We start from the raw sequence: 24,343 nt of genomic DNA, 5'->3' as shown, positions 1-24,343 counted from the left end.
CATATTGGGAATCGTTCGCATCAAGCCTTCCTGCGCTCCTGGACGTGGGTCTGTGTGGCGTCACGGATCTCACCGACCAGCTGCTCGATCACGTCCTCAAGGAACAGCACACCCATGGTTTGTTCGTTCCCGTCGATGACGCGTGCCATGTGGGATCCTGTGCGCTGCATGGTGGCCAGCACATCCTCAATCTCCTCATTGGCCTGCAGGTTCACCATGGAGCGGACACGGCTCTCGCCGATCGGCAGTTGGTAGCGCTCAACGGGGATTCGCAGCACGTCCTTCAGGTGCAGGTAGCCCAGAAGGGCCCCTTCGGCATCGGTGAAGACGAACCGTGAGAACCCGGTCTTGCCCACCTTGTGCTCAAAGTCAACGGGTGTGGCGTCGGCAGACAGGGTCACCAGATCAGCCAGCGGCACCATGATGCCCCGGGCCGTTTGGGAGGAGAACTCCAACGCTCCCGTGATCAGCCCGGTCTGGTCGTCCACCAGTCCGCTGCGCGTGGATTCCTCCACAATCGACTGCACCTCTTCCAAGGTGAAGCTGGAGGACACCTCGTCCTGCGGGACAATGCCAAACAGGCGCACAATGTGGTTCGCCGTCCAGTTCAACGCCACGATGACGGGGCGCACCACCTTGCCGACGAGCACGAGCGGCGGGGCCAGCAGGAGCGCAGCCTTGTCCGCTGCCGACACACTCATGTTCTTCGGCACCATTTCGCCAAAGGTCACGTGCAGGAACGTCACCAGGGCCAACGTGACCACAAAGGCAACGGGCGCCGCAACATTGTCCTGTACGCCGACGGCATGCAGCGGCGCGGCCAGCAGGTGGTGGATGGCAGGCTCGGAGACATTCAGGATCAGCAGCGAACACACAGTGATGCCCAACTGCGAGCAGGCCAGCATCAAGGACACGTTCTCCATGGCACCAAGGGTGATCTTGGCCCGTTTTGAGCCGGCGTCCGCCAACGGTTCAATCTGGCTGCGCCGCGCAGTCATGACGGCAAACTCTGCGGCGACAAAGAAGGCGTTGCCGAACAAAAGCACGACCAGCCAGGCAATTCCGGCCCAGGGGCTCACAGCGAACCACCTGCCGCGGCAGCCCCATCCGTTTCACTGGGCCCGGGGGAAGGCGCCGCAATAAAGTGGATCCTGTCTATCCGGCGTCGTTCGACCCTGTCAACAACCAGCAGGCCGCCTTTCACGGCGACAGTGTCGCCAGCCACGGCAATGCGGCCCAGTTCGGCCATCATGAAGCCGCCAACAGTTTCGTAGCCGGCCTCATCGGGGACATCGAGCGGGCCAATGCGTTCGGAGACTTCGTCAGGGCGCATGAGGCCCGGGAAGTACCAGGTGCCGTCGGCTGCCAGGAGGATGCCGGGTTTGACCCTGTCGTGCTCGTCGGAGACTTCGCCTACGATTTCCTCGACGAGGTCTTCAAGCGTCGTTACTCCGGCAGTGCCGCCGTATTCGTCCTGGACAACGGCCATCTGGAGGTTTCCTTCACGCAGTTCAAGAATCAAGGCATCGAGGTGGAGGGTTTCAGGGACGCGCAACACGTCGGTCATGATGGCGCCCACTTCGATGTCCGAGCGTTTGTGAAACGGAATGGAGACGGCCTTTTTCAGGTGCACAACACCAAGGATCTGGTCGGCCGATTCACCGATGACAGGGAACCTGGAATAGCCGGTGCGCCTGGCCACGTCGATGATCTCATCGACGGATTTGGTGCTTTCAATGGTTTCAACCCGCATGCGCGGGGTCATGACATCTGCGGCCGTGCGCTGGGAAAAGCTCAGGGTGCGTGCCACGAAGGTGGCGGTGGCAACATCCAGCGTGCCCATGGCTGCCGAGCGGCGGACCAGCGAGGCCAGCTCGGCCGGGGATCGTGCTCCGGAGATTTCCTCCTTCGCCTCCATGCCGAAAAGGTTCAGGACCTTGTTGGAGAAACCATTCAGGACCACGATGGCGGGCTTGAACACGGCGGTGAAGACCAGCTGCGGCCTGGCCACTGCCTTGCCAATTTCAAAGGACTTGGCGATGGCCATGTTCTTCGGCACCAACTCGCCAATCAGCATGGACAGGAGGGTGGCGATCAGCATGGCCAGGGCAAGTGCAACGCCGGAGACTGCGAGCGCCGGGACTCCGACGGCACCCAGCGGTGCAGCCAGCAGCACGCCCAGGGACGGTTCCATCAGGAAACCTGTCAGCAGCGTGGTCAAGGTGATGCCCAGCTGGCAGCTCGAAAGCTGCGTGGACAGGGACTTCAGGCAGCGCAGCAGTGGCTGGGCAGCCTTGTCCCCGTCATTCACGGCGCGCTGGACAGTGGATTGGTCAAGTGCGACAAGGGAAAATTCAACGGCAACAAAGAATCCTGTGCCTAGGATGAGCAGCAGGCCTGCTGCCAAGAGTATCCACTCCATTTACAGCTCCCCCCTGCCAGCTGCGCGGCATGTGGCGGCGCTGGTGCGGGGGTAGGCCGCCGGCGGAGGGTGGTCGGCGCCGGGGCCGGCCGCTTCCGGTGTTGCAGCCGGCATCGCGGCAGGGGTTGCGGAACTGTGGGCGCTGGTGCGAGGTTTGCCGGCATTGTCAACGCGATTGCAGGAGGTCACTTGTGTGTCCTGCAAGCCGTTGCGCCGGCTCCTAGATTTAATTTCCATAGGATTTCAAGTCTACCCCAGCACGCCCCTGCCTCCATGAAGTCCGTGGTGAAGCACGCATGAACAGTTGCTGGGAACTTGCTGGGACGTACCTGAGTGCCAGCGCACCCAGCCCGGGGCACCGGGCATCGCCTGGCTAACCGGGCAGGACGCTGTGGTCGCCCAGCCAATGGAACGCCCGGCTGTGGTAAACCATGGGCTCCCCTGCCGTGTCCGGGACGATAATTTCCTCGACTTCGGCAGCCAGCAGCAACGACCCGCCGGCGGGGGTGCGGCTCAGGATCTTGCAGCGCAGGGCATAGCCCCCGTGCATGAGCAGCGGTTCGCCGGTTTCCAGCCGGGTCCACACCATGGAGCCGGTGAACCGTTCGGTGGCTGACGTGGCGAAGGTCCTTGCCAGCTCCAGGTCACCCATGGTCAGCAGGTGCACCACCACCGAGTCGGCAACCGCGATCGCGGCCGCGGAACCGCTCGAGGCAGCGAGCGAGAAGGCCAGCAGTGGCGGGTCGGCCGACACCGATGCCACGGAGGAGGCCGTGATGCCCACGGGGCCGGTTGCTGACTCGGCGGTGATGATTGAGACTCCGGCCGGATGCCCGCCAAAGGCCGCCTTGAAATCACTTGACAGGCTGGCTGTGCTCGTCAGGCTGGCTGTGTGGAGCTTCACTGTCATGACCACTAATTCCTCTCGGCAGGTCCGGCCCCAACGGCAAGATCTCCCTGTGACTCTAGAACCTCAACTATAGTTCAGGTCAAGTTGGGCGGCCATGACACCACTCACATCCGGGCCGTGCCCGGGTTTCGGTTCGGGTCTCCCTTGCCGCTGCCGCCAGCCAAGGCGCGGCGGGCGCTACACCGATCCGTCGAAGGCGCGGGCGCCGGGGCCCTTCCCGGCAACCTGGTCATCGGGATTGACGAAACCACATTCGGCCAGGGACAGGCAGCCGCAGCCGATGCAGCCACCCAAGCTTCCCCGCAGTTGTTCCAGGGCTGCGATGCGGGCCGTCAGCTCGCTGTGCCAATGTTCCGAGAGGCGCTGCCAATCGGTCTGCGTCGGCACCCCATGGTCCGGCAGTTGCTGGAACACAGTGGCAACCAGGGACAAGGGGATGCCTGCCTGCTGGGCGGCCCTGACCACTGCCACCCGGCGCAGCACAGACCGCTGGAAGCGGCGCTGGTTGCCGGCCGTGCGGGTGCTGAAGATCAGCCCCTGCCGTTCATAGAAATGCAGGGCCGAAACGCTGACTCCGCCGCGCTGCGCGACCTGGCCGACGCTCAACTCCTCGTCCGCGCGCAGGGGGTGGGTGCCCGGCGTCGTGCGTCATTTCCCCAGGGACCGGGTGCTCACCGCTCGAGGACATGCTTGATGCCTGCCTGCGCCTCCACCAGGATTGAGGTGATGCTGGCGGCAATGTCAATGACAACTGCTTGTTCGTCGGCTTCGAGAGGTTCCAGGGCAGCCAGCTGGGAGGCCAGCAGGGCCGGCGGCATGAAGTGGCCCGAGCGGCCCTCCAGACGTGAGCCAAGAACTTCCAGGGAGCCGTCCAGGTGCAGGAAGATTGTGGCGGGCGCCTTGGCGCGGATCACGTCGCGGTAGCGGCGCTTCAGGGCCGAACACGCAATCACCATGCCCTTGGCGGACGCACCGGCCAATTCGTCGCCGACGATCTCCAGCCACGGCCACCTGTCCTCATCTGTCAGCGCCACGCCGTCTGCCATCTTGCGGATGTTGGCCAGGGGGTGCAGGGAATCACCGTCCAGGAAGGGGATGTCCATGGCGTCGGCAACCAGGGCGCCAATCGTACTTTTGCCCGAGCCGGACACTCCCATGACAATGACCTGGGGGGCCGGGGCAACAAATTCAGCGGCAGACTGCGAGTTTTCCATACTTACTTGTATATCAAAGGTTGACACAGATCACGTTATTGGGCGTTGTGGGCCGACATCCTTCTGGCGACCGGTTGACATTATGCCCGTTTGCGCAGCTGCGGCCGAGTGTTCGACGGCGCGGGCCGGGAGAGACTGGCTGTTGCGTTTGCGCTGGGCGCGGGAAATTCCCTCGACGAGGCGGTCGGGGCCGGCTTGCGGGAGTGGCAGGGAGCGGGCGCCTATTGACCTGTCACGTCAATGGCCCGCTTCGCCAGAATCTCCCGCAGCGTACCTTCCCCGACCTCGCGCAGTGACTGTTCGATCATTCGAACGTACCCTTCGGAGGAGGCCATGTGTTCCCGCATCGCCTGTTCCGCGGCGCCGGCATCTCCGGCGCGGATCGCGGCAGCAATTTTGCGGTGCTGGTGCTGCTCATGTCCCACCAGGTCGTTGACCTCGCGGTAGCGGCGCACCTCAACCATCACTGTCGTCAACTCGTTCCGCAGGGCGTCGCTGAACCATTCCAGCGCACCGTTGCCGGTTGCCCTGGCGATTGCCATGTGAAAGGCGATATCCAAAATCGGATACCCCTCGGTGTCCGGCAGCGCTTCATCCATCTGCAGCAGCAGGTCATCGAGGATTGTGCAGTCCTCGCTGGAGGCGCGCTCCGCCGCCAGCCGTGCCGCCTGAATTTCCAGTGGCACGCGCACATCCATCATGTCGGTCAGGGGACGCTTGTTGTTGTGCAGCACCCTTGACAGGAACAGCTTGATCAAGTGCCCGTCGAGCTCCTTGACCACTGCATTGCGGCCGTTCTGCACAACAACCAGGCCCACTGCCTCCAAGGCACTCAGGGCTTCGCGCACCACCGGCCGGCTCGTGGCAAACCGTTCGCACAGGGCCGCCGTGGACGGCAGGACGCTGCCGGGCTGCAGATCGTTCTCAACGATGTGCGCAATCATGGCGTCGAAGATCTGCAGGCTGAGCTTGGTGCGAGTCAATGGCGTCTGCACGCATCCCCCTTGAAGTGGCAGCCTGTGGCGGCGGTGCCGATTGAGCATGGACTGATTCCATAACTAAATCATAGCCATTCAAATATGAGCTGTCATATAGGTTGACAGCCAAATAGGTATGAAGTAACTTGTGATTCATGCCACTTACCCCTTCAGTCCCAACCCAAACCGCGGCAGTGCTCGCCGGTGCGGGAGACTTGCAGCTTCAGAGCCGCCCCCGCCCAATTCCTGCAATGGGTGAAGTTCTGGTGAAGCTCCACAGCGTTGGCATTTGCGGATCCGACATCGCCTACTATCGCGGAACCGCCGCGTACGCGATCAACACACCCTTCGTCATGGGGCACGAGGCCAGCGGCACGATTGCCGGGGTGGGCGACGGCGTCAGCGGGTTGGACCTGGGGACGGCAGTGGCCCTGATACCCAGCCTCTCCTGCGGGAAATGCGAACAGTGCCTCGGCGGATTCGACAATCTGTGCCCGCACACCCGCTATCTTGGTTCCGCAGCAGTCAATCCGCACCGGGACGGGGCGCTGCAGGAATACCTCGTTCTCCCCGCCACCCATGTGCTGCCCCTGCCGGCCGGGTTCAGCCTCGCAGCCGGTGCACTGCTGGAACCCATGGCAGTGGCCCTGCACGCAGTGCAAAAGACCTCCGTTGCAAAAAAGTCGGTTCTGGTCGTTGGCGGAGGCGCCATTGGCCAGCTCACAGCCCTGGCCGCACGGTTCCTGGGAGCTGCATCGCTTACCGTCACCGACGTGAGCGGGCGCCGGGCAGCTGCCGCCGTCGAGCATGGCGCAGACCGGGCACCCACCAGCGATGAACTGATGGCAGGCATCGCCCAAGGCAGCTATTTCGACGTCGTCTTTGACGCATCCGGCCACCCTGCCGGCGTGGAGCTTGCCCTGCGTGCTGCCCGGCCTGGCACCGGACGCGTGGTGCTGGTGGGGAATCTGCCCGCCGGGTCCGGACTTCCCGTCAAGCACATCTCCCGTGCAGAATCCTGGGTTACCTCCACGCTGCGTTTTTCGGGCGGGCTGGAACCCGCCCTGGACTTTCTCACCCACAGCAAGCTGGACATCTCGTGGCTGGTGGAACAAACAGTTCCATTCAGCAGAATCCTCGAGGCCTTTAACCCACCCTCCCCCGGTGAGCCGCCACTCAAGGTTCACATCCAGTTCACCGATCAAAATCCTCTGTAGACCACAACTAGCAAAAGGACACAACGATGCGTCACTCTAGGAAAATCAAGGGCCTCGGCGTCCTCGCAGCCCTCGCCCTGTTGGCCACGGGCTGTTCGGCCGAAACAGCCGACACCGAGGCCGTTGCCGCCGAAGGCCTCGGCACCCCCAGTACCGAGGTGGCGCAGGCCGCCAAGGACTTCGAGGGCACCTTCAGTTACTGGATCGGGCTCACCTTCCCTGAGTCCAGCAACGACCTTGAAGCAGCCCGCATCAAGGCCTGGGGCGACAATCTCGGCATCAAGACGGAGGTTGTCAAGGTCAACCAAAACGAAGTGGTCCAGCAAGCCTCCGGGGCCATCGAAGCCAAATCCCTGCCCTCCGCCATGACTGTCCCCTATGACTTGATGTCAACCATGGCCACCGGAAGCCAGCTCTCACCAGTGCCGGATGCCTACGCCGCCGTCGGCGAAGCCCACAAGGGCTGGCTGGACTCGATCGATGCAGCCACCAAAGCCAAGAGTTTTGGCGACAAAATCTACGGCGTCCCTTTCGGTTTCTTCGGCAACGTGTTGTTCAGCCGCGCGGACCTGCTGAAGGAAAAGGGGTTCGACAGCCCGCCAAAGACTTGGGATGAGCTGCTTGCCCAGTCCATGGCAACCCAGGATCCGCCTGAGACCTACGGAATGGGCTTCGCGCTCTCCAACGTCCTCGACGGCAACCTGACCACGTCCATGATGCAGTCCTTCGGCGGCCGGGTCGCCGATGACGCCGGCCAGAAGTGCACCATCACCGGCCCGGAAACGGCCGACTTCCTCACCTGGATCAAGGGCGCTTTCGACGACGGCCAGTTCCCGCCGTCGTCGGTCACCTGGGACGGTGCCGGGGACAACAATTCCTATACCTCGGGCCAGTCTGTTTTCATTGTCAACACCGGCAGCGTGTACCAGTCGATGAAAACAGATGACCCGGACCTGGCCGAATCCAGCGCGTATTCAGCCCTGCCGGCCGGCCCGTCCGGTCAGGTTGCGCCGGTTGATCCACGCTACCGCGTGGTTCCTGCCAGCACCTCCGAGGCAGGCAAGGTCCTTGCCGAGGATCTCTTCAAGGCCCTGGCCGATGACAGCTACATGGCCGGATTCATGGAAAACGCAACCTATGGTCCCGTACTGAATTCCCAGCTGGCGTACCCTGTCTTCACCGACAGCCCGGTGCACGCAGGTTTGCTTGAACAGGCAGAAAAGGGCACCGCCCCGGCTTTCCCGGACACCGCCAACGCCGCCTACTCCGATTATCAAAACGCGTTCTCAACTCCCCGCATGGTCCAGCGCGTGCTGGTGGACAAGATCCCCATCGAGGACGCCATGGCCGAGGCCCAGGCTTCCTGCCAGGCAATCTACGACCAACATGCGGGTTAGATCAGAAACTGCCGCGCCCCCTGCCGGAGCAACCGCTCCGGCAGGGCTCGCCGGCCCGCCTCGCCGTAAAAGGGTCAGGGGGCCCGCGGCAGGCAAGGAAGCCCGGTTGGGTTTGCTGCTGGTCCTGCCTGCAGTTGCGGTCATCGTCATCCTTATCGGATACCCCACCATCTCCTCCATTTGGTACAGCTTCACGGACAGGATGGTCGGCTCCCCCGGCCATTTCATCGGCCTCGACAACTACACCCGGCTCGCAACCGACTCCGGATTCCTTTCGGCTGCCGCCAACCTCATTCTCATTGTGGGAGTGTCGCTGCTGCTCAAGCTGATCCTCGGCACCCTTGTTGCCGTCATCCTCAACCGGCCCATGCCCGGACGGAACCTGTGGCGCCTTCTGGTCATGCTGCCGTGGGCCATGCCCGGCTTTGTTGCCTTCATGGGCCTGCGGCTGATGTTTGAATCACCCTACGGCGCGATCAACGTTGCCCTGGAAACGTTCACGAGCCCGGTCCCGTTCCTAAGCGACCCTTCCTGGGCGCGCATTTCGGTGGTCTTGGCGACGGTCTGGCGTGGTTTCCCGTTCTGGGCCATCTCCATCCTGGCCGCACTGCAGACCATCCCGAAGGAACTGTACGAGGCAGCCCGCATGGACGGCGCATCGGCGTGGCAGCAGTTCGTGAACATCACGGTGCCGCAGATCCGCTCCACCGTGGCAGTGGTTGCCGTCATCTCGGCGATCTGGACCGCCAACGGTTTCGAGAACATTTGGCTCATGACCCAGGGCGGGCCGTCAACAACAACCATGACCTTCCCCGTCCTGTCGTTCCTGAGCCTGCAAAGCCGCCAGCTGGGCCAAGCCGCCGCCTATGCGGTGGTCATCCTGCCCGTCATGGCGCTGTTCATCATGCTGCTGAGCCGGCGAAAGAAGGAGATCTGATGCAGAAACGTGGCCGCCTGACCACCATCCTGGGCATGGCATTTCTCGCCCTCCTCGTGGTGCCGCCTGTCTACTACATGGTCATTGCCTCGCTGAAGCCCCGCTCGGCGATCTACCGGACACCGTCATGGCTGCCGGAACGATCCAGCCTGGACAACTACGTCAAGGTCCTGTTCAACGACAAGTTCATGGTGAACATCGGCAACAGCCTCATCGTCGCCCTGATGACGACCCTGCTCGCCATGATCCTGGGTGTCTTGGCGGCTTACGCCATCGCCCGGTTCAAGTTCCCCGGCCGCAACGTGGCCAGCCAGCTCATCCTCATGAGCTATCTGACGCCCATGGTGCTGCTCTTCATCCCGCTGAGCGTCGTGGTCGGAAACCTGGGGCTGGCCGACACCCTGCCGGGCCTGATCCTGGTCTACCTGACGTTCGCCGTGCCGCTGTGCACATGGCTGATCCTTGGCCACTTCCGGGAGTTTCCGGCGGACCTTGAGGAAGCCGCCTCACTGGACGGGGCGTCAAAGATGCGCACACTGCTCAGCGTTCTGCTTCCGGTCTCCGCACCGGCACTTGCGACGGCGGCCTCCCTCGCCTTCATGATGGCGTGGGGCGAGCTGTTCCTGGCCCTGACCTTCGTCAAGGGACAGGGTGTCATGACGGCGCCGGTGGCACTGCAGCACATGAGCACCGGCGACGTCCAGCAGTACGGGCCCATCATGGCAGGTGCCGTTCTCTCAGCCATCCCCGTCCTGATCGTCTACTACATTTCCCAGCGCTGGGTTGTCCAGGGCGCTGCGGAAGGCGCATTCAAGGGCTGAGCCCAACACATCCGCGAGGGGCCTGCCGCAACAGCCGGCCCCTCCTTGCATCCACACAAATCGTTTGCAGCCAACCCCAGGAGTTTGTCTTGACCATTCGCAATGCCGAGGTGCTGGTCACCAGCCCGGGACGCAACTTTGTCACACTTCGCATCACCACCGACGACGGCGTGACCGGACTGGGTGACGCCACCGTCAACGGGCGCGAACTCGCCACAGTGGCCTACCTCAAGGAACACGTGGTGCCGCTGCTGATTGGCAAGGACGAGCACAACATCGAGGACATGTGGCAGTTCCTCTACCGCAGCGCCTACTGGCGTCGCGGCCCCATCACCATGGCCGCCATCGCCGCCGTCGACATCGCGTTGTGGGACATCAAGGCCAAAATCGCCAACCTTCCCCTGTACCAGCTGCTCGGCGGCGCCTCCCGGGTTGGCGCCCTGGCCTATGGTCACGCCTCCGGCTCCGACAATGAATCCCTCTTCAACTCCATCCGCAACCACCTGGACCAGGGCTTCAAGGCCATTCGCGTCCAAACCGGCGTCCCCGGCCTGGGCCAGATTTACGGCGTCGCCACCGACCAGCGCCCCGGGGAACGCTACGACTATGAACCGGCCAAGCGCCTGCCCCTGCCCGCGGAGGAAACGTGGGACACCCGTGCCTACCTGCGCCACATTCCCACGGTGTTCGCCGCCGTGCGGGAGGAATTCGGTCCGGAATTGATCCTGCTCCACGACGGCCACCACCGCATGACCCCCAACCAGGCAGCATCCCTGGGCAAGTCCCTTGAACCGTACGAGCTGTTCTGGCTCGAGGACGCCACACCCGGGGAGAACCAGGAGGGGCTGCGCCGGGTTCGGTCCCAGACCACCACACCGCTGGCCATCGGCGAAGTGTTCAACTCAGTCTTTGACTACCAAACCCTGATCACCGAACAGCTCATCGACTACGTCCGCTCGGCAGTGACGCACACAGGCGGCATCACCGCACTGAAGAAGCTCATGGACTTCGCGGCCATCTACCAAATCAAGTCGGGCTTCCACGGCCCCACTGACATCTCCCCGGTCGGCCAGGCCGCCCAGCTCCACCTCGGCCTGGCGATCCACAACTTCGGCATCCAGGAGTACATGAAGCACTCCGCCGAAACCCTTGACGTGTTCCAAACCAGCTACACCTTTGAAAACGGCCTGCTCCACCCGGGCAACAACCCGGGCCTCGGCGTCGACTACAACGACGAACTCGCCAACAGCTACGAATACACCACCGCCTACCTGCCGGTGAACCGCCTCCTCGACGGAACCGTCCACGACTGGTGAATCCACGACTGAGTAAGCCCACGGCAAAAGGCCGCCGGCCATCCTTGTGGAGGATGGCCGGCGGCCTTTTGCGTGCACGCACCGACGGCGGGGTCACCGCCGTCGTGCATGGATTACCAGGAATTACAGCCTGGTGTCGAAGGAATCGCAGAACACGTTCTCGTTGAACGTGCCTTGGAACTCGGAGAGCCCCTGGATTTTCTCCACCGTGGCCCGGATGGCCTCGCGGGTGTCGGCGTGCGTGTGGATGGCGGTCTTGACCATGGGCACGTCGATCAGGTGGTTGGGCTGGTTGAGCGAGACAAACACCGTGGGCACCTCGGTGACGTACCACGGGATCTCCGCAGCCATCGGGGAGGACCACTTGACGCGGATGGCCGCTTCCTGGGCAAAGCCCTTCACATTGGCAACGACCAGTGCGGCGTCGTACTTCTCGGAGTAGTCGCCTGAGCCCTCTTCGGCGATGACGGACATGAAGTTCACGCCCTCCTCCCCTGCAGCCTTGCGCTGATCGGCGGTCTTGAAGGTGTGGACCTCGAAGCCAACCCGCTCAAGCTCTTCGGCCACCACGTCCAGATAACCCAGGGGGTCCTGCATGGTGAAGTCCGAACCACCGGAAAAGCCGTAGAGGCGGATCCGCTTGTGCGTGGCAGGTGTCATCGGCAGATTGCCCTGCGTGTCCTTGACCAGCGTGACGGTCTTGTCGGCAACCTCAGCGGCAATGGCCCGGTGCTCGGCCGAACCGATCACGGCCAGGGCCTCCGCGGCCGGCACCAGTTCGGAGCGGTCCTTGGTGTGGAGTCCCAGGGAAGCCTTGAGCGCCAGAATGCGGCGCAGGGCATCCTGCAGACGCTCTTCCGTGATGATGCCGTTGCGGTAGCCGTCCATCATGAAGCCAAAATCGTCGGCCGGGGTGCGGAAGAACAGGAACATGTCGCAGCCTGCGGCGATCGCGGCAGGCACCAGGTCGCGGCGCTTCATGGCCTGGGTCATGCCGATCATCTGTGAGGCGTCGGTCAGGATCAGCCCGTTGAAGCCCAGCTCGCCTCGCAGCAGGTCCCCGAGCAGTTCCGGAGCCAGCGTGGCCGGCAGCAGTTCGCCGTCGGACAGTTCAGGCAAAAAGCGGCGGGACAGCGCAGGGGCGCCGATGTGGCCGGCCATGATCGACTGCACGCCGTGGCCGATCATTTCGCGGTACACATGCCCGTACGTCTTGTTCCATTCCTCGTAATCGAGGGTGTTGTACGAGGTCACGACGTGCTGGTCGCGCTCGTCGATGCCGTCGCCCGGGAAGTGCTTCATGGCGCAGGCGGTGGGTGATTCGCTGATGCCGTCGAAGTATTCCTTGGCCCGCTCCACCACTACCCCGGGCGTATTGCCGAAGGAGCGGGTCGAGATGACGGTGTTGCGCCAGTTGTAGTGGATGTCCACGATCGGCGCGAACGCCCAGTTGCAGCCCAGTGCGGCGGTTTCAACACCGGCCACCTGGCCCATTTGGCGGGCAATGGATGCATCCGGATGCGAGCCGGCCTGCAGGTGCGTGGAGACGAACGTGCCGTCATCGCAGCTGCCGGCCCCGCCCATTTCCGGGTTGGAGGCAATGAGCAGCGGGATTTTCGTCTTCGACTGCGCGTGGCGGATGTGTTCCTGCACGGCAGCGGAGGGGCCCGGACGGTAGCGCATGCCGCCCACATGGAACTTTTCCAGCACCTCGTCAAGGTATTCAGGGGCGTAGCTGTTGTTGTGGTTGATGAACAGCTGGCCGATCTTCTCCTCCAGCGTCATCGACCCAATCGTCGACTCCACCCAGGCCACGCCGGCGTCATCCAAATTGAACGGTGCGGCGCGCAAATCCACTGCGTACGTCATTGCTTCTCCTGAAGTCTTGCTTGGTCTTTAAACAGTTTGCTGAAGACGTGCGACGGCGTCACTCACCAGTGCGGGGACCGGTGCCGAAATGTCAATCACTACGGCACGTTCGTCCGGGCCGAGCGGTTCCAGCGTGGCCAGCTGCGAGTCAAGCAGCGTTGTGGGCATGAAGTGCCCGGAACGTCCCTCGAGGCGGGAGCCCAACACTTCGCGGGTGCCGTCAAGGTGCAGGAACACCACGCCGGGAGCCTGCGCCCGGATCGCGTCCCGGTAGTTCCGCTTTAACGCCGAGCAGGCCACGACGAGTCCGTTGGCGGAGCCGGCCAGCTCCTGGCCGACGATTTCCAGCCAGGGTGCGCGGTCGACGTCGTTCAAGGGCGTGCCGGCCGCCATCTTGGCAATGTTCTCCACCGGGTGCAGGGAGTCTCCGTCCGTGAACGGCAGGCCGAGATCGTGCGCCACGAGGGCGCCGATCGTCGTCTTGCCGCAGCCGGAGACTCCCATGACCACAATGTGCTGCGGTTTTACAGCGTGTGAAGCGTCTGTCACCAGTCGTGGACCGTTCCGTCTACGAGGCGGTTGTACGGCAGGTAGGCCTGCTGGTACGGGTATGCCGCAGCTGCTTCCTCGTTGAACTCGACGCCGATGCCGGGGGCATCGCCGGGGTGCAGGTAGCCGTCCTTGAACGTCATGGACTGCTGGAACACCTCGTTCGTCGCGTCCGAGTGCTGCATGTATTCCTGGATGCCGTAGTTGTGGATGGCCAGGCCAACGTGCAACTGCGCGGCGAAGCCGATGGGGGAAATGTCGGTGGGGCCGTGGAAGCCGGACTTGATCTGGTACTGCGCGGCGTAGTCCATGACCTTCTTCAGCGGGGAGATGCCGCCGAAGTGGGTGGAGGCTGCACGGACGTAGTCAATGAGCTGTTCCTTGATCAACGTCTGGAAGTCGTAGACCGTGTTGAAGATTTCACCAATGGCCAGCGGCGTGGTGGTGTGTGAACGGACCAAGCGCAGTGCTTCCTGGTTTTCCGCCGGGGTGCAGTCTTCGAGCCAGAACAGGTCATACGGTTCCAGCGACTTGCCCAGCTTGGCGGCCTGGATCGGCGTCATGCGGTGGTGGCCGTCATGCAGCAGCGGGATTTCCGGGCCGAACTCGTTGCGCACTGCCTCAAAGACGGTGGGCAGGTGGCGCAGGTATGCGCGGGTGTCCCAGTCCTCCTCCTGCGGGTACGTGCCGCGGCCTGCGGGCTCGTAGTCGTAGCGTTCGCCCGAGGCCTGGGCCTGGGCGGCAACACCGTAAACAGCCTTGATGCCGGGCACCGCGGTCTGGATGCGGATGGACTTGTAGCCCAATTCCAGGTGCTCGCGGACGGAATCGAACAGCTGGGGCAGGTCAGAACCGGAGGCGTGGCCATAGGCGCGCAGGCCGTTGCGTGAGGCGCCGCCGAGCAGCTGGTAGACAGGCATGCCGGCCAGCTTGCCCTTGATGTCCCACAGGGCCATGTCGACGGCTGCGATGGCGGCCATGGTGACCGGGCCGCGGCGCCAGTAGGAGCTGCGGTAGATGAACTGCCAGGTGTCCTCGATGCGGTTGGGGTCGCGGCCGATGAGCAGCTGGGCCACATGCTCCTTGAGGTACGCGGCAACCGCCAGCTCGCGGCCGTTCAGCGTTGCGTCGCCGATGCCCACAACGCCCTCATCGGTGGTGACCTTCAAGGTCACAAAGTTGCGGCTCGGGCTGGTGACAAATACTTCTGCGGAAATAATTTTCACGAGGAGTTCCTTCCAGGTTTTGGCTACTTATGGCCAGGTTTTGATGTACGTGTGTCAGAAGCTGAATAGTTGGGAACAGCAGTGGCTTTTCAACTACTTGTCCTCTTCAATGTCCCGTGTTTCAAGTGCGGCCTCAAGCCGGGCTTCGCGGCGGGCGCTGATTTCGGCGACAATTTCCTTGTGCTTGGCGTCTGTCAGCGGGTAAGCGAGCATGACGAGCAGAGCCAGAATTGAGAAGACCATGGGCAGCAGTCCTGCGCCGGCGCGGATGCCCAACAGGGCCTGGTCCGTCTGCTGCGCCGCACCCGCGGTGTAGCCGCCCCAGGCGAGGGCAAAGGCTGCCAGCGCGCCGCCGACGGCCTGGCCGGTCTTGCGGGTGAAGGAAAACAGTGCGTAGGTGATGCCTTCGGTGCGGATGCCAGTCTTCCACTCACCGTATTCCACAGTGTCTGCCTCGAGGGCCCAGACCAGCATGCTGGTCAGCAGGAGACCAACCTGGGTCACCATGACGCCGGCAAAGGCAAGCCAGACCATGGGTGCGGGGGCCAGGAAGACGATGAGGCCACCGAGCGCCATAAGCGCCGCGCCGCCGATGAAGATGTTCTTCTTGCCCAGTTTCCGCACGAGCACGGGAAGGACGGCAGCCATGCCAAATGTCAAGACGATATTGAGGATGGACATGATGGCGTACAGCGACAATGAGTTCAGGACGTCGCGGAAGTAGTAGATCTGCACGGTGCCGATGGCCAGCTGGCCCGTGAGAAACAGGAAGGAACTGATGCACAGCAGCAGCAGCGGCTTGTTGCCCTTGAGCGTTTCGAAGCTCTGCTTCATGGACACCTTGGAAACTTCACGCACCACACGTTCCTTCGTGGTGAACACGGTGAACATGTACAGGCCGGTGCCAACCACGGCGAAGATGACTGTCATGGTGGTGAACAGCGGCTGGAGTTCTTTCCCGCCCGTCATCATCGGCGCAATAAAGATGCCAAGGAAGGATCCGACGGCAATCGCGCCGATGGTGCGGGCGCTGGCCAGCTTGGCCCGCTCGCCGGCGTTTTGCGTCATGGCCCCGGCAAGGGAGCCATAGGGAATGTTCACGAAGCTGTAGGCCAGCCCCAGCAAGGCGTAGCTGACGTACGCCCACAGCAGCATGCCCGATTCGCCGATCTGCGGGATCGAGAAGGTGGCAACGCTCAGCAGCAACAGCGGAACCGAACCGAACATGATGTAAGGACGGAACTTGCCGAGCTTCTTGTGGTAGGTCCTGTCAACCATGCGGCCAGCGAAGATATCCGCGAAGGCGTCGAAGATCCTGACCACCAGCAGAAGCGTGCCCGCCGCTGCGGCACTGATGCCTGCTACGTCCGTGTAGTAGACCAAAAGAAACATGGTGGCGGTTGTGAACGCCAGGTTGTTGGCCGCGTCTCCGGCACCGTAACCCAGAACACTGATCTTTGGCAGCCGTCCCGGGGCCGACTGGCTTGCGTGCTTTTCTGTCATTGTCATCAGCGGGCTCCTTTACCCTTTTCCTGCCGCTGTTCAATAGCGCCAAGATGCTCATCAGACCGGATCCGGGGACTCTGCGATGAGCCAAACCCGTGATCCTCAGCGAAGGGCATTCATTGCGAACACCCATGTGAGCCGTATTACCAAGTGAGCTGTATTACGATCTATTTAACCAGCTTCGACAACATTTGGCAACCGCTTGCCAACATTTTGTTTATTTTCAGTTCCCATCGGGACATTTTCCCTTCACGGTGGACCGGATGCCTGGGCGGCTGCCTGGGGCGGCGAAGCCCAAAAGTGAACGCCGCCCGGTGACCGCGGCACCGCCGTGCAGCACTGGGAACACGGCACCTGGCCACAGCACTGTGGCGCTCCCCCTCGCAGGGAAGCGCCACAGTGGCCGCGCGGTGATGCCGCATCGGTCGGGTTGCCCGCAGCCGAGGGTGCAAGCGTCAGCGTCAGGCCGGAACGGCAATCCCGTCCATCAGCCCGGCCACAGCCGCAACGGCTGCGTCGTCACCGGCCAGGCGCGTGTCCAGGACAGCCAGTAGTGCCCGCAGGTCCTCGCCCCGGCCGTCTCCGCGCGGGAGTTCCAGGGCCGCCTGCAGTTCCGCCAGGGAAGAATCAGCAATGTCGGCACCCGTGGCGTGGGCCAGGCGCAGGAAGGCGACCCAGGAGGCGATCATTCTGGCTGCCCCCGCACCGGTTCGTCCGGCGGCCAGCTCGGCCGTCAGCACCTGCACGGCACGCATGCGCAGCTTGTTGGAGCCGTCCATGGCAATCTGCGCCAGGTGGTGTGCAATGCGGGCGTTGCTGAAGCGCTCCAACAGGGCAGCCCGGTACGCGGGAATGCCCAGCCCGGCGGCGGGGAGGTTGCGTTCCGCCTCATCCCAAAATTCGGTGATCCAGCCCGCGCAGGCAGGATCGGCCAAGGCCTCCGCGACAGTTTTGTGCCCCCGCAGCTGCCCGGCGTAGGCCATGAGCGAGTGGGCGCCGTTGAGCAGCCACAGCTTGCGGTTCTCAAAGTGCTCGATCTCGTCCACGAAGACTGCCCCGGCACTGGCCCAGTCCGGCCGGCCGGCGGGGAATTCCCCGCTCAGCACCCAGTCGCTGAACGGCTCGGTGACAACGGGAGATGAGTCGGCATAGCCGCACTCAGCCTCCACCAAAGCGATTTCCGCTTCGGTGGTGCGCGGGGTGATCCTGTCGATGGAGGTGCCCACAAAGCTGACATTCTCCGCGACCCAGGCGCCCAGGCCGGGATCCACGACGTCGGCCAGGCCGCCAATCGCGGCACGGGCCGCGGTGGCGTTGTTGGCAAGATTGTCGCAGGAAACGACGGCGATAGCACCGACTCCGGCACTGCGCCGGGCCGACAGGGCCTGGACCAGGCGCCCTGCTGCCGTGACGGCGGCGGGCGGGTGGCCGACGTCGTCCGCCCCAGCCCCGGCGACGGGATTCGAGGCGGTGACGGCGCGCAGAACATCAATGTCGGCCTGGACGGCCGGGTTGGCGATGTCCAGGGTGCCGTCGGCTGCCAAATTGTAGGCGGCCTCGGTGATGGTCAGGGTGACCAGGGCCGTGGTCGGAGCAGCCACGAGCCGGGACAGGGCTGCCACGTCGGCGCCGTCGTGGGCTTCGACGATGCTGGTCATCAGCTCGAAGCTGTCGCCTGCCTCGCCGCGCTCTATCAAGGTGTAGAGGCCGTCCTGGGCGGCAAGTGCCAGGGCAGCGTCGGGCCGGCGGCCGGTAAAGGCTGCGATCCCCCACTGCGCACCGTCGCTGGCGTGTTGGGTGTACCACGCCTGGTGGGCGCGGTGGAAGGCGCCAAGGCCCAGGTGGACAATGCGCACGGGCGCTGCCGGGGCGGCATTTGCGGTGCTTCGGCCCAGGACCGGCACTGGCGTTTCATTGGTGATCACAGCTTGAAGGCCCTTCGGGGTGCGGCGTCAACAATGTCGACGATGATTTCGTGGGCGCGGGCCTCGCTGACGCGGTGCTCGGCCACGAGGCGGGCCAGGAAGCTCGCCTCGATGCGGCGGGAGGTGTTGTGGCGGGCCGGGATGGAGCAGAATGCCCGGGTGTCGTCGATGAAGCCGGAGGAGCGTGAGAAGCCGGCGGTCTCGGTGACGGCGGAGCGGAAGCGCAGCATGGCATCCGGTGCGTCCAGGAACCACCAGGGCGCCCCGATGAACACCGACGGGTAGAAGCCGGCCAGCGGCGCAATTTCCCGCGAGAACACCGTTTCGTCAATGGTGAAGGGGATGAAGTGGAAGCCCGGTGCCGTGCCAAAGTCCTCAAGCATGGGGCGCAGGGCCTCGGTGTAGCTGACGGCGAACGGGATGTCGTGGCCTGTGTCGGCGCCGAACTTCTTGAACGATTCCGTGTGGTGGTTGCGGAACACGCCGGGGTGGATGGTCATGACCAGCCCGTCCTCGACTGACATGCGGGCCATCTGGTAGCTCATGTGTGCTTCAAAGGCGTCGGCATCCGCCGGCGTGGCCTCGCCGCGGCGCGCCTTCTCAAACAGCGCCTCGGCCTGGGCTGCGTCCATGCGCAGTGTCTGCGCCGTGCGGACGCCGTGGTCGGCCGAGACTGCGCCGTGCTCGACAAAGTACTGGCGGCGGTTTTCCAGGGCCCGGATGTAGCCGGCGTAGCTACTGAGTCCGTCACCGGCAACGCTGATCAGCTTCTCCACCCGCTCAGCCCAGCCGGCAGCGGCGAACTTGATGTACGCGTCGGGACGGAATGTGGGCAGCACGCGGCCGGTGAACGTGGGGTCGTTGGCGATGGCAGCATGGGCGGCGAGATCGTCCAGCGGGTCGTCAGTGGTGGCAAGGACCTCGATGTTGAAGTCCTTGAACAGCTGGCGTGGCTGGAATGCGGGGCTCTTGAGCTTGGCGTCAAGCTCATCAAAGAGGAAGTCCGCGTTGTCGGCGTTGACCTCCTTGGACAGGCCAAAGACATGCTCGAAGGAATCGCGCATCCAGTAGCCGGAGGCCGTGCCGTCAAAGAGCGGCCAGGCCTTGGCGAATTCACGCCACGTTTCCCGGGGCTCCACGGCGGTGGTGCCGCCCATGCGCAGGCGCTCCAAAGGGACGCCGCTGGCGTGGATCAGTCGGGTGACGTAGTGGTCCGGGCTGACAAGCAACGTTGCGGGGTCAGGGAACGGGGTGTCAAGTTCCAGCATGGACGCTTCGACGTGTCCGTGCGGGGAAATAATCGGGAGGTCTTCAACCCGGGCCAGCAAATCCCGGGCAATGGCCCGGGTGCCGGGGTCGGCCGGCAGCAGGCGGTCCGGATTGGCGGCGGGTGAGCGCTGGGCGGATGAGAGAGCTTGGCCCGCATCGCCAACAGCAGCGTCGGCGGCGGACAAGGTCTCCGGGGAATTGGGTGAGCGCAAATGTGACATAGCTCAATCGTCCCTGCAGTCCACCCACTTTGTCAACCGGTTGCCAAAAGTTTGCCAACCGGGTCCGCTGGCTTGTCAGACACGGCCGGAGCGTCCCGTGGAGCCCCGAATCACCAGCTCCGTCGGCAGGGCCGCCGACCCCTGAGATGCCTCAACCTTGTCCAAAGCGTCAAGGACCCCCTGCAGCGCCGCGGCGCCCAGATCCCGCAACGGGGACTTGATGGTCGACAGCGGCGGAGTGGTGAAATCGGAACCAAAGATATTGTCAAAGCCAAGGATGCTCAATTCCGCGGGGATGACCATCCCGGCAGCCTGCAACTCGCGCATCAGTCCAATCGCCATCAAGTCGTTGTAGCAAAAGACGGCAGTTGCAGATCCGGCGCGGACCGCCGCGGCGGAATGGCGGCCGCCGTCGACAGTTGGCTGGCTGGAGGCAACCACTGTGGCCGCCATGCCGTGCCAATCGCATCTGGCCTTGATGCTCTCCCAACGGCGCCGAGACATCCAGGACCGCTCCGGACCTGCCACATAGGAGATCTCAGTGTGGCCCATGTCAGCCAGGTGCCTGACGGCCTCGGTGACGCCGGCGTCGGTGTCCGCGACAACGGAAGGCACACCGGCAACACTGCGGTTGATCACCACCACGGGTTTCTTGGCCGCAAGCGAGCCAATTTCCTCATCCGACAGGCGGGGGCTGGCAAGGATGAGCCCGTCCACAGTGGTCAGCATGCGCTTGGCGGCGGTGAGTTCCAGTTCCGCGGACTCGGTGGACTCGGCCAGCATCAGCGTATAGTCACGGGCTGATGCCGCCGACTCAGCTCCGCGAATGACGTCGAAGAAGGCGGGGTTGGTGATGTCGGAGACGATCAGGCCGATGGTTTGGGTGCGCCCCGTTGGCAGTGCCCGGGCGAAAACATTCACCTGATAGTTGAGCTGTTCCGCGGCCCGTTCGATCTTTTCGGCCGTTTTGGCGCTGACCCGGCCGGGCTTGCTGAGGGCCCGGGAGACAGTCGACGGGTTGACACCGGCAAGCTCGGCGATGTCATAAATCGTCGGCGAGGACTTGCCTGCCCGGCGCCGGTTGGCGGGCAGCTCGGTCGTTTCGCCGGCCTGGGTCGTGTCAGTCAAGGGGATCCTCCGCAATTGGTTGCCATTGGCCATCTTAACCCACAACTGTACGGCTTGGCCCAAACTGCACGGCTCACGCAACGGGCGGTGGTGGCCTGTTCATCAGGCCATGTCGGACAAAGCTTCCTTCGACACGGGGTACTGCGGTGCGGAGCCGGCGGCCAGCCGCTCCACCTCCCCGACTGCAAGGTCGCCCATTCTTGCCAGTTCATTGCCCATGGAGCCGGCAATGTGCGGGGTCAGTGTCACGTTCGGGAGGTTGTAGAGCGGGTCCCCGTCAGGAAGCGGTTCCGGTGAGGTCACATCGAGGACGGCGTTGATGCGGCCTCCTCCGAGTTCAGCCCGCAGTGCCTCGTGGTCCACCAGGATTCCACGGGCGGTGTTGATGAACGTGGCGCCGTCCTGCAGCAGGGCGAGCTGGGCGGCCCCGACCATGCCGACAGTGGACGGCAGGATCGGTGCGTGCAGGGAGACCACCCGGCTGCGGGCCATGAGCTCGTCCAAGGAGACAAGCTCCGCACCGAGCCCGGCCGCCTCAGCCTGAGTAATTGTTGGATCGGACAGCAAGATGTCGAATGAAAACGGCTTCAGCAGCTCAATCACCAGCCGTCCAATGCGCGAGGCCCCGATGATGCCCACTGCGCCGCCGGCATTCCCCAGCCCGGCGGTGAGCAGCTCGGCGCGGTGTCTGGACTGTGCCGTGCGCAGTTTGTGCTGTTCCACGGCAGCGTTCTTGCCGGCCAAAAGAATGAACGCCAGGGTGTATTCGGCAACTGGAACACTGTTGGCCTGTGCCGCCGTCGTCACCGTCATGCCCCTGGCCCAACACTCGGCCGAAACGTGGGCTTTGACAGTGCCGGCGGCGTGGGCGATCAATTGCAGGTCCGGGGCGGCATCGAGCGTGCCGGCATCAATCAAGGGTGAGCCCCAGCCGGTGATCAGCGCCGTCGTTTGGGCCAGAATCGCCGTGGACTGGCAGGAGTCAAAGTCCGCCAGCACATCCAACTGCACAATGTCCGCCACCGCCGTCAGCCGCTGCATTGCTGCCGTGTCAATGAGCCGCTCCCGCAGTTCGTTGGATTCCATGGCGAAGGCCACCCGGGGACGTTGCCGTGATTGTGCACTAGCCATGGTTGACCTTTCGAGGCGGAGCGGTTTTGTCCACAGTACTGTGCGTGGCCGCCGGCTTGACGGCTCCGGCAACGGCGTTGCCGGCGTGTCCGTGGTGGGGCGTGCGGGGGTTGCGCGGAGCAAGCCGGGTGGGACAACAAAGCTGGCCCCGCGGGATGCCGGGGCCAGCCTTGGATCCTGAGATTACGCGCGTTCGGCGTATTTTCCTTCGTCCCGGATGCGGTCGTTGAGGAGTCCGAGGAACTCGTCCTCGTCGAAGTCGAGACCGACTTCCTCGCCCTTCCAGCTGGAAAGGTGAATGGCGTTGGCCAGACGGACGCCGTTGATGCCGTCGGAGCCCGGCGCCAGCAGCGGCGTACCGTCAAGGATGTTGGCGGCGAAGTTTTCCAGGACGCCTGCGTGCTGGCTGCCCCAGACCGAATCGAATTCGACGGTCTCGGTGGTCAGGTAATCTTCCATGTTCAGCTGGCCCATGAAGAGTTTGCGCACGTCGTCCATGCCCATGCTGTCGCTGATTTCGCGTTCCTTCTTCTTCATGCGGGTCACCGTGGCAGTCTTGCTGCCTTCCACCACGATCTTGCCCTGGTCGCCCAGGATCTCGAAGCGGTCGGTGCCGACCATGTCATGGGTGGCCGTGACAAAGGTGCCGGTGGCGCCGTTGCCATAATCAACCAGGGCTGTGACCTCATCTTCGACGGCAATGTCCCGGCGGTAGCCGTAGGAGACCTTGGCGAAGACCGACTTCGGCACGCCGCAGATCCACTGCCACAGGTCAAGCTGGTGGGGGGCCTGGTTGACCAGGACGCCGCCGCCCTCGCCGCCCCAGGTTGCTCGCCATTCGCTGGAGTTGTAGTAGCCCTGTGGACGCCACCAGGTGGTGATGATCCAGTTGGTGCGCAGAATGTTGCCGATTTCGCCGTTGTCGACGATCTCCTTCAGGCGCTGGTACAGCGGGTTGTTGCGCTGGTTGAACATGATGGCAAAGGACAGCTCGGGCTTGCTGGCGGCATAGGCGTTGAGTTCGGCAACCTGTTTGGTGTAGACGCCGGCCGGCTTTTCCACCAGGGCGTGGATGCCGCGCTTGAGCGTGGCAATGCCCATTTCCGGGTGCAGGTAGTGCGGCACGCAGGTGACGACGGCGTCAATGTCACCGCTGTCGAGCATGGCCACGTAGTCGTCGTAAACCTTGACGCCGGGGTAGGTCTCCGCGGCGAGCTCGCGCTTGGCCGGATCGGTGTCGGTGATGGCGCCGATCTCCATGTTGGGGACCATGCCGTCGGTGATGAACTTGGCGTAGGCGCCGCCCTGCTGGCCGAGGCCGATGATGCCGAGGCGTACTTTCTTGCTCACTGGTGTTGCTCCGTTTCGTTGCGGTAACTCGGGCTGAAGTTTTTGTCGGGTCTGATGCGTCAGAAGAGGTCGCTGAAGCCCATGGCGGTGAGGTTGCGGTGTGAGGTTTCAAGGACTTCCCACACGGTGCGGCCGTACAGTTCGTCCTGCTCCACCAGCAGGTATTGTGCACCGGCGGCCTGCGCCGCAGGAATGATGGACGGGAAGTCAAGGTTGCCCTCGCCCACCTCGGCAAACTGGACGACGTTCTTGAACTCGGTCATGAAGTTGGCGAAGTCGCCGGTTTCCAGGTAGCCCAGTGCGGACTCTGGAAGCATGCCGATCCGGTAGTCCTTCAGGTGCACCATGGCCGTGTTGCCGGCGTACTTTTCCAGGGTGCGCACCGGGTCAAGTCCGCCGCGCTGTACCCAGTGCACGTCGATTTCCAGGCCCATCGAGGGCGAGTTCTCGTTGATGATGTCCAGCATGTACTTGCCGTCGAACTTGGCAAACTCGATGTGGTGGTTGTGATAGTAAAGGCTGAGACCTTCCTGCTGGAGGCGTTCGGCGTAGCCGTTGGTCTCCTTCGCGAAGTCGATGACGGCGTCAATGGAGGTCATGGCGCCGAAGGGCAGCATGCCGATGCGCAGCAGCTTGGTGTCGAGGCGCTTGGCGTCGTTGACGATCTTGTCAAAGTCGTCCTTGAGGGATTCGCCGGGACGGCCAACGGGCTTTTCCATCATGACCGACAGTGAGGCCACATCCATGCCCAGTTCAGTCTGGGCGCGCTCCAGTTCGGAGACGTTCTTCTCGTCCATGGGGACCTGGGAAATCTCGACGGCGTTGTAGCCCAGTTCGCTGACCTTGCGGAGCGTCTCAAATGCGCCCACTTCCGCAAAGCTGTCCTTGAGCATCATTGCCTGTACACCGATTTTTGCCACGATGTTCCTTTCTAGTTCCGGAGTCCTGTGGGACTTTC

19 protein-coding genes and 1 pseudogene are annotated in these 24,343 nt (G+C 63.5%); 5 read left to right on the top strand and 15 right to left on the bottom strand.

Annotated features, from left to right (window positions below; genetic code table 11):
* Positions 1 to 20 precede the first annotated feature (20 nt).
* The 6 genes from AC1L6K_RS07845 to AC1L6K_RS07820 form a co-directional block, all read right to left on the bottom strand.
* On the bottom strand, positions 21 to 1,079 hold the full coding sequence (locus AC1L6K_RS07845; protein WP_480952144.1) for a hemolysin family protein: 1,059 nt from the start codon (positions 1,077 to 1,079) through the stop codon (positions 21 to 23).
* A complete protein-coding gene (locus AC1L6K_RS07840; RefSeq protein ID WP_480952143.1) occupies positions 1,076 to 2,422 on the bottom strand; it encodes a hemolysin family protein in 1,347 nt (448 codons plus the stop codon). Before AC1L6K_RS07840 ends, AC1L6K_RS07845 begins: the two co-directional genes overlap by 4 nt.
* A gap of 373 nt (positions 2,423 to 2,795) precedes the next feature.
* Positions 2,796 to 3,332 (bottom strand): flavin reductase family protein, encoded by a 537-nt coding sequence (locus AC1L6K_RS07835; RefSeq protein WP_480952142.1) that lies wholly within the window; start codon positions 3,330 to 3,332, stop codon positions 2,796 to 2,798.
* A gap of 177 nt (positions 3,333 to 3,509) precedes the next feature.
* Positions 3,510 to 3,938 (bottom strand): redox-sensitive transcriptional activator SoxR, encoded by a 429-nt coding sequence (gene soxR / locus AC1L6K_RS07830; RefSeq protein WP_480952141.1) that lies wholly within the window; start codon positions 3,936 to 3,938, stop codon positions 3,510 to 3,512.
* 65 nt (positions 3,939 to 4,003) lie between these two features.
* Positions 4,004 to 4,546, bottom strand: a complete 543-nt coding sequence (locus AC1L6K_RS07825; protein WP_480952140.1) for a gluconokinase — start codon at positions 4,544 to 4,546, stop codon at positions 4,004 to 4,006.
* 221 nt (positions 4,547 to 4,767) lie between these two features.
* On the bottom strand, positions 4,768 to 5,541 hold the full coding sequence (locus tag AC1L6K_RS07820; RefSeq protein WP_480952139.1) for a FadR/GntR family transcriptional regulator: 774 nt from the start codon (positions 5,539 to 5,541) through the stop codon (positions 4,768 to 4,770).
* Positions 5,542 to 5,774: 233 nt separating this feature from the next.
* Here AC1L6K_RS07820 and AC1L6K_RS07815 point away from each other — a divergent pair, with 233 nt between their 5' ends.
* From AC1L6K_RS07815 to manD (AC1L6K_RS07795), 5 genes are all read left to right on the top strand, one after another.
* Positions 5,775 to 6,740, top strand: coding sequence for a zinc-dependent alcohol dehydrogenase (locus AC1L6K_RS07815; protein ID WP_480952138.1), 966 nt, complete (start codon positions 5,775 to 5,777; stop codon positions 6,738 to 6,740).
* 26 nt (positions 6,741 to 6,766) lie between these two features.
* Positions 6,767 to 8,137, top strand: a complete 1,371-nt coding sequence (locus AC1L6K_RS07810) for an ABC transporter substrate-binding protein (protein WP_480952137.1) — start codon at positions 6,767 to 6,769, stop codon at positions 8,135 to 8,137.
* A 106-nt stretch (positions 8,138 to 8,243) separates the two neighbouring features.
* Positions 8,244 to 9,074, top strand: a complete 831-nt coding sequence (locus AC1L6K_RS07805) for a carbohydrate ABC transporter permease (protein ID WP_480952136.1) — start codon at positions 8,244 to 8,246, stop codon at positions 9,072 to 9,074.
* On the top strand, positions 9,074 to 9,895 hold the full coding sequence (locus tag AC1L6K_RS07800) for a carbohydrate ABC transporter permease (RefSeq protein WP_480952135.1): 822 nt from the start codon (positions 9,074 to 9,076) through the stop codon (positions 9,893 to 9,895). Before AC1L6K_RS07805 ends, AC1L6K_RS07800 begins: the two co-directional genes overlap by 1 nt.
* An 89-nt stretch (positions 9,896 to 9,984) precedes the next feature.
* Positions 9,985 to 11,211, top strand: coding sequence for a D-mannonate dehydratase ManD (gene manD / locus AC1L6K_RS07795; protein ID WP_480952134.1), 1,227 nt, complete (start codon positions 9,985 to 9,987; stop codon positions 11,209 to 11,211).
* A 123-nt stretch (positions 11,212 to 11,334) separates the two neighbouring features.
* On the opposite strand, the pseudogene AC1L6K_RS07790 reads toward manD (AC1L6K_RS07795), so the two are convergent.
* The 9 genes and pseudogenes from AC1L6K_RS07790 to AC1L6K_RS07750 all read right to left on the bottom strand — a co-directional run bounded on the left by AC1L6K_RS07790 (position 11,335) and on the right by AC1L6K_RS07750 (position 24,305).
* Positions 11,335 to 13,584, bottom strand: a pseudogene (locus AC1L6K_RS07790) (gluconokinase, GntK/IdnK-type).
* 41 nt (positions 13,585 to 13,625) lie between these two features.
* Entirely contained in the window at positions 13,626 to 14,855 is a 1,230-nt protein-coding gene (gene manD / locus AC1L6K_RS07785; RefSeq protein WP_480952133.1) for a D-mannonate dehydratase ManD, read from the bottom strand.
* A 93-nt stretch (positions 14,856 to 14,948) separates the two neighbouring features.
* On the bottom strand, positions 14,949 to 16,364 hold the full coding sequence (gene uidB / locus AC1L6K_RS07780; RefSeq protein ID WP_480952132.1) for a glucuronide transporter: 1,416 nt from the start codon (positions 16,362 to 16,364) through the stop codon (positions 14,949 to 14,951).
* A 458-nt stretch (positions 16,365 to 16,822) separates the two neighbouring features.
* A complete protein-coding gene (locus AC1L6K_RS07775) occupies positions 16,823 to 18,283 on the bottom strand; it encodes a mannitol dehydrogenase family protein (protein ID WP_480952712.1) in 1,461 nt (486 codons plus the stop codon).
* Positions 18,283 to 19,776 (bottom strand): glucuronate isomerase, encoded by a 1,494-nt coding sequence (gene uxaC / locus AC1L6K_RS07770; RefSeq protein WP_480952131.1) that lies wholly within the window; start codon positions 19,774 to 19,776, stop codon positions 18,283 to 18,285. The genes AC1L6K_RS07775 and uxaC overlap by 1 nt, the downstream gene beginning before the upstream one ends.
* Positions 19,777 to 19,851: 75 nt before the next feature.
* Entirely contained in the window at positions 19,852 to 20,904 is a 1,053-nt protein-coding gene (locus AC1L6K_RS07765; protein ID WP_480952130.1) for a LacI family DNA-binding transcriptional regulator, read from the bottom strand.
* A 102-nt stretch (positions 20,905 to 21,006) separates the two neighbouring features.
* Positions 21,007 to 22,035: a hydroxyacid dehydrogenase gene (locus AC1L6K_RS07760; RefSeq protein WP_480952129.1), complete on the bottom strand. Its 1,029-nt coding sequence runs from the start codon at positions 22,033 to 22,035 to the stop codon at positions 21,007 to 21,009.
* A gap of 183 nt (positions 22,036 to 22,218) precedes the next feature.
* Positions 22,219 to 23,385: a Gfo/Idh/MocA family protein gene (locus AC1L6K_RS07755; protein WP_480952128.1), complete on the bottom strand. Its 1,167-nt coding sequence runs from the start codon at positions 23,383 to 23,385 to the stop codon at positions 22,219 to 22,221.
* Between the two features lie 59 nt (positions 23,386 to 23,444).
* Positions 23,445 to 24,305, bottom strand: coding sequence for a sugar phosphate isomerase/epimerase family protein (locus AC1L6K_RS07750; RefSeq protein WP_480952127.1), 861 nt, complete (start codon positions 24,303 to 24,305; stop codon positions 23,445 to 23,447).
* Between the last annotated feature and the right edge of the window lie 38 nt (positions 24,306 to 24,343).

This window comes from Specibacter sp. BI4, from assembly GCF_056680095.1.
The sequence above is the reverse complement of the archived record's forward strand: the minus strand, read 5'-3'. Positions and strand labels throughout refer to the sequence as shown.

Coding starts and splice junctions, on each gene's coding strand:
- AC1L6K_RS07840 (WP_480952143.1), bottom strand. CDS start 2,422: ATGGAGTGGATACTCTTGGCAGCAGGCCTGCTGCTCATCCTAGGCACA.
- AC1L6K_RS07835 (WP_480952142.1), bottom strand. CDS start 3,332: ATGACAGTGAAGCTCCACACAGCCAGCCTGACGAGCACAGCCAGCCTG.
- AC1L6K_RS07825 (WP_480952140.1), bottom strand. CDS start 4,546: ATGGAAAACTCGCAGTCTGCCGCTGAATTTGTTGCCCCGGCCCCCCAG.
- AC1L6K_RS07815 (WP_480952138.1), top strand. CDS start 5,775: ATGGGTGAAGTTCTGGTGAAGCTCCACAGCGTTGGCATTTGCGGATCC.
- AC1L6K_RS07810 (WP_480952137.1), top strand. CDS start 6,767: ATGCGTCACTCTAGGAAAATCAAGGGCCTCGGCGTCCTCGCAGCCCTC.
- AC1L6K_RS07800 (WP_480952135.1), top strand. CDS start 9,074: ATGCAGAAACGTGGCCGCCTGACCACCATCCTGGGCATGGCATTTCTC.
- uidB (WP_480952132.1), bottom strand. CDS start 16,364: ATGACAATGACAGAAAAGCACGCAAGCCAGTCGGCCCCGGGACGGCTG.
- uxaC (WP_480952131.1), bottom strand. CDS start 19,776: ATGTCACATTTGCGCTCACCCAATTCCCCGGAGACCTTGTCCGCCGCC.
- AC1L6K_RS07760 (WP_480952129.1), bottom strand. CDS start 22,035: ATGGCTAGTGCACAATCACGGCAACGTCCCCGGGTGGCCTTCGCCATG.